Genomic DNA, 4340 nt, shown 5'->3' on the forward strand with positions numbered 1-4340 from the left:
CGGCGCGCTCGGCGGCTGCGGGCAGAAGGTAGGAGACACCCTCTGTGGCTGGGGCGGTCGGCTCCACGGCTTTTAGGTGGTCGATCCGGCTTGGGCGTCTCCAGTATGGATTGCCATGGCTGCTCTGCGGCTGCCGAACAAGGTCTGGAGCGATTCCTGGATGGCTTCCCGATCTAGATACGTTTCCTGCGCCAGAAGCAGGCGGGCTGCGGCTTCAACCTCACCCCATGCCCGTCGGCTTTCCCTGTTGGCTGCGCGCCTCACGTCACTACGCAGAAAGCCAGCCCCTGCTGAGAGCCCGGCGGAGACCAGGGCTAGCCACGCCGCGGGGACACGGGCATCTGCTGACGCCAGCCCAGCGGCTCCGGAGATGCCAGCGAGTACTGCAGCCGGGAAGCCAAGCGCGACGTCGATGGTCGACCAAAAGCGCACTCGTAGATCGGCGCCGCGCACTCGACGCTCCGCTTCTTCCAGCAACCGTTCGACCTCAACTCGCAGGCGCGTCACCTGCGCTTGCGAGTCGTCAGGATGGTGCGCGCTGCCTCCGGCCACGGCCTCAGGATCTCAGCCAAGGTGCCACAGCGGTAGGTGATGGCTCGAACGATCACGTTCGCGTTCGGTTGAGATACGGCTTTTTAGGCAGCCACTTTGGGGCGAGCCTCCAAGATCATGGCCCCAACGTCGTGCCTTAACGGGCAGGTCCACAGACTGCCCGACTCGCCGGAAGCTACGGGGCCATGATCACTCGCGCCAAAGCAGCTCCGTAAGTTGTTCGGTGGCCCGGGAGGGCCGGATGTGGCTTCAAAGCAGCTTGCCGACCGTGGCTTGGCTGGAGTGGCCGTCCGGCCCTTCGGGGCGCCCTGGTCGCTGATTGAAATGCGTGGAATGCGTCGCTGTTTACGGAGCTGACGACGGGGTGTCCTACGGGCCCGATGGCAGGAAACTCGGCTGCGGGAGGGACACGTGAGCAAACAGCGGGCCCGGATATGGGTCGGTATCGACGCGGGCAAGGGCCATCACTGGGCTGCGGTGGTCGACGAGACCGGCGCAACCTTGCGGTCGAAGAAGATCGAGAATGATGAGTCGGCGATCCTGACCGCGCTCGGCGAGATCCTGGACCTGGCCGATGAGGTGCACTGGGCGGTGGACATCTCCAGCAGGTCCTCCACCCTGTTGCTCGCGTTGCTGGCAGCCCACGGACAGCAGGCCGTCTACGTGCCTGGCCGCACGGTCAACCGCATGGCCGGCGCTTACCGGGGCGAGGCCAAGACGGATGCCCGCGACGCCTACGTCATTGCCGAAACCGCCCGCCACCGCCGGGACTTCGCCACCCTCGACGTGCCCGCGCAGTTGGCCGCCGACCTCGCGCTCCTGACTGCCCACCGAACCGACCTGATCACCGACCGGGTGCGGATGGTCAATCGGCTTCGCGACGTGCTCACCGGCATGTTCCCCGCCCTGGAGCGGGCCTTCGACTACTCGGCCCGCAAGGGCGCGCTGGTGCTGCTGACCGGCTACCCGACGTCAGCCGCCCTCCGGCGACGCGGCTTGTCCCGCCTGACGGCCTGGCTCGTCAATCGAGGCGTCCGCAACGCGGACAGCGTTGCCGCCACGGCCGTGGAAGCGGCCCAGGCCCAGCAGACCGCACTGCCCGGCGAGGACGCCGCCGCGCAGATCGTCGCCGACCTGGCAACACAGATCCTGGCCCTGGACGACCGGCTCAAGCGCCTCGACCGGCGGATCCGCGACACTTTCCGCACCCACCCACAGGCCGAGATCATCGAGTCCCTGCCCGGCATGGGCTCCATCCTCGGAGCTGAGTTCGTCGTCGCTGCGGGCGATTTGACCGCCTATACCGACGCCGGCCATCTGGCCTCAGCAGCCGGACTCGTACCGGTCCCACGCGATTCCGGCCGCCGCACCGGCAACCTGCACCGGCCCAAGCGCTACAGCCGCCGTCTGCGCAGGGTCTTCTACCTGTCCGCGCAGACCAGCATCATCCGCGACGGCCCCAACCGGGAGTACTACCTCAAAAAGCGCGGAGAGGGCTGCAAACACGTCCAGGCCATCATCGCCCTCGCACGACGACGGACCAGTGTCCTCTGGGCTCTGCTACGCGACAACCGGACCTTCACCCCCGTCCCGCCCACCGCGCAGGCGGCTTGACTCCGTCACTGAAACTCCGTCGAACCCATCGCGGATGATGAGGAGTCGCATCGCGCTGCCGCCAACAGAGGACAAATGATCAAAATCGAATACCGCCAGACCGGCCCCTATGTGGACCAAGGCCAAGAGAACCGCGAAGGAGTGGACCTCGCCGTGGTCAGCCGTTCTGACCTGCGCTGGCACTACTTCCTGTCGGACCTTACGTTCACGATCGGCGAGGCCGAGCTGGCACCGCCGTGGTCGTGGACGCCCGTTTTCGACTTCCTGTGGTCGATGAAGGGTGCAATCGAACACTTGGAGCGGGGCGAGCGGACGACGATCGGCTTCACGGAGAACACCGAGCTGATCAACTTCCTCCCGGAAGGCGAGAAGGTACGGGTCTCATGCACATACGCAACGACAGAGGCCGTCTGTGAGCGCGTCGATCTGAAGAACGCCTGGCTGGCCCTCCGAGAAGCCGTGCTGACGCAGCTCGGCGTTGAGTACCCAAGACTCGCGGCCAACCCAGTACTCGCGGAGCTCCGGCTCTGACTGCCTAACCCGAGGCGCCCCGGCACCTCGCTCTGAACGACACAGACCACGGCAGCGCGGCTGAGGCCGGTTGGGGTGCAGCGAGGCACACGCGCGCCTGATCGGTCGACCCAGCCGCCGTCGTGGCTGACTTTCGTCGGCTGAGGCACAAACGATCCCGAGAGGAGGCGCCGTCCTCACCAGGCGGAGGCGCCCACGGGGCTTGACTCGGTCATTGAAACTCCAGCCCAAAGCCGTTATGCCGACCTCTCACTTCTCCCGGTCAGATCTTCTGGTTGAGCTCTTCTGGAACTCACGCTCCGCTCCACGTACGTTATCCAGGACATCCTTACCCTGTCGATCTACCAGCCGCGTGACACTCTCTTGCAGTATGCCAAACAGGATCGCCCAAGCAATAATCTGCGGCCCACTATCCAGATTTGAAAGCCCCGGAACGAATCCGCCGTGGATCAGAACAAGACCCATTAGGGCAGCCAAGGCCCCTACCGGGATCCGAAGGAGTACTAGCATCAAGGGGACGGAATAAGGAGTAGACGTCCCCTGAATCCCTTTCAGGGAGACTGCCGCCGCGAAGGCCGCCGCAGCTGAACCAAATGCCATTACGATCAACATATCCTGACCGGTAGCCGAGCTGCCAATCGGGCAAACTTGTTTTTTGTTCGGGTCTGGAGTGAAGCAGATGTTTGACGCTATCGACGATGGAGACAAAAACCCCCAGAAGATGAACACTCCAGCGATTACCGCCGTTGCTATCACGGATACCAGCAGTATATTTCGAAAACTCCGAGCTTTTGCTCTCTCCGTCTCTTCTGCCATCTGAGCAGCAAGCAACGTAGTGACGGCGAGCCCACGCAGCTCTTCGGTGAGCTTGTCGCCGTTATTCTGGAGCTGCGCCTCCAGCTTGGCGCGGCGAGGATCTTCGGCACCCAGATGCTGTCGGGCGTTTGCCAGCACGAATGGGCCCAATTCGCCCAGCTCTTCCTTAGGGGTGAGGCGAAGAATCTTTGTTTCCGCTCTGTGTATATTTGCAAATGCTCGATCGATATCCGCCCCAGTAATTATGGACCATGGGTTTTTTTTGCGATCCGCTGCCTGTCGCGCAGCATCGAGATGCGTTTCAATCTTGGCTGCAATTTCTTCCTCATACTGCGCGAGCCCCTGAGGCCTGAGCGACTTAATGCGGTTGAGTTGACACTGCAATTCTGCTATGTGTGCAACGGTACTTTGCCACCATGAGGATCTAGCGTATCCAGCAACATCTTTATCCGCATCCAGAACTGTGTTCTTGGTGGATGACATGACTGCCACCTCCCCTCATTTCTGGAGGTAATCAGTTTTGCCTCGGATTGAACTACCTGCGCGCACCGCTCCGCATATTTCATGCTAATGGCGTTGTAGCCTAGGCGCATCTCGAAAGCGTTATAGCGCCGTCGATGATTCAAGCATTGAGAGGTGAAATCGTTGAAAAATCAGCATTTGCGGTGAAATGTAGTGAGCTTGAACTCGGGTTGCCGTCGCCGTCACGCATAGTCCTTGTTCAGCGGCGGGGGAGCAGGACTTACTGACATCCATGTCTGACATCAACGACAGCAGACAGCGGTGGCCAGCAGCGCTCCCCGACAGCGCCTGTCAGGTTGGCTGGT

Annotated in this window: 3 protein-coding genes; 2 read left to right on the top strand and 1 reads right to left on the bottom strand. The window is 62.4% G+C overall.

Going from position 1 to position 4340, the window contains the following annotated elements; all coding sequences use genetic code 11:
• The first annotated feature begins 963 nt into the window (after window positions 1-963).
• Window positions 964-2166 (top strand): IS110 family RNA-guided transposase, encoded by a 1203-nt coding sequence (locus AQJ46_RS47475; protein ID WP_059211565.1) that lies wholly within the window; start codon window positions 964-966, stop codon window positions 2164-2166.
• A 75-nt stretch (window positions 2167-2241) separates the two neighbouring features.
• Window positions 2242-2697 carry a hypothetical protein gene (locus AQJ46_RS47480; RefSeq protein WP_059211566.1) on the top strand — a complete coding sequence of 152 codons (456 nt, stop codon included), beginning with the start codon at window positions 2242-2244 and terminating at the stop codon, window positions 2695-2697.
• Between the two features lie 249 nt (window positions 2698-2946).
• On the opposite strand, the gene AQJ46_RS55845 is transcribed toward AQJ46_RS47480, so the two are convergent.
• The gene (locus tag AQJ46_RS55845; RefSeq protein WP_159064206.1) at window positions 2947-3996 is read right to left on the bottom strand and encodes a hypothetical protein; all 1050 of its coding nucleotides are present in this window, start codon (window positions 3994-3996) and stop codon (window positions 2947-2949) included.
• Window positions 3997-4340: the final 344 nt, after the last annotated feature.

The organism is Streptomyces canus (genome assembly GCF_001514145.1).
GTDB classification, from domain to species: Bacteria; Actinomycetota; Actinomycetes; order Streptomycetales; family Streptomycetaceae; genus Streptomyces; species Streptomyces canus.

Bases quoted from the DNA above. Each gene is read 5' to 3' on its own strand.
- AQJ46_RS47480 (WP_059211566.1), top strand. From the start codon at position 2,242: ATGATCAAAATCGAATACCGCCAGACCGGCCCCTATGTGGACCAAGGC.
- AQJ46_RS55845 (WP_159064206.1), bottom strand. From the start codon at position 3,996: ATGTCATCCACCAAGAACACAGTTCTGGATGCGGATAAAGATGTTGCT.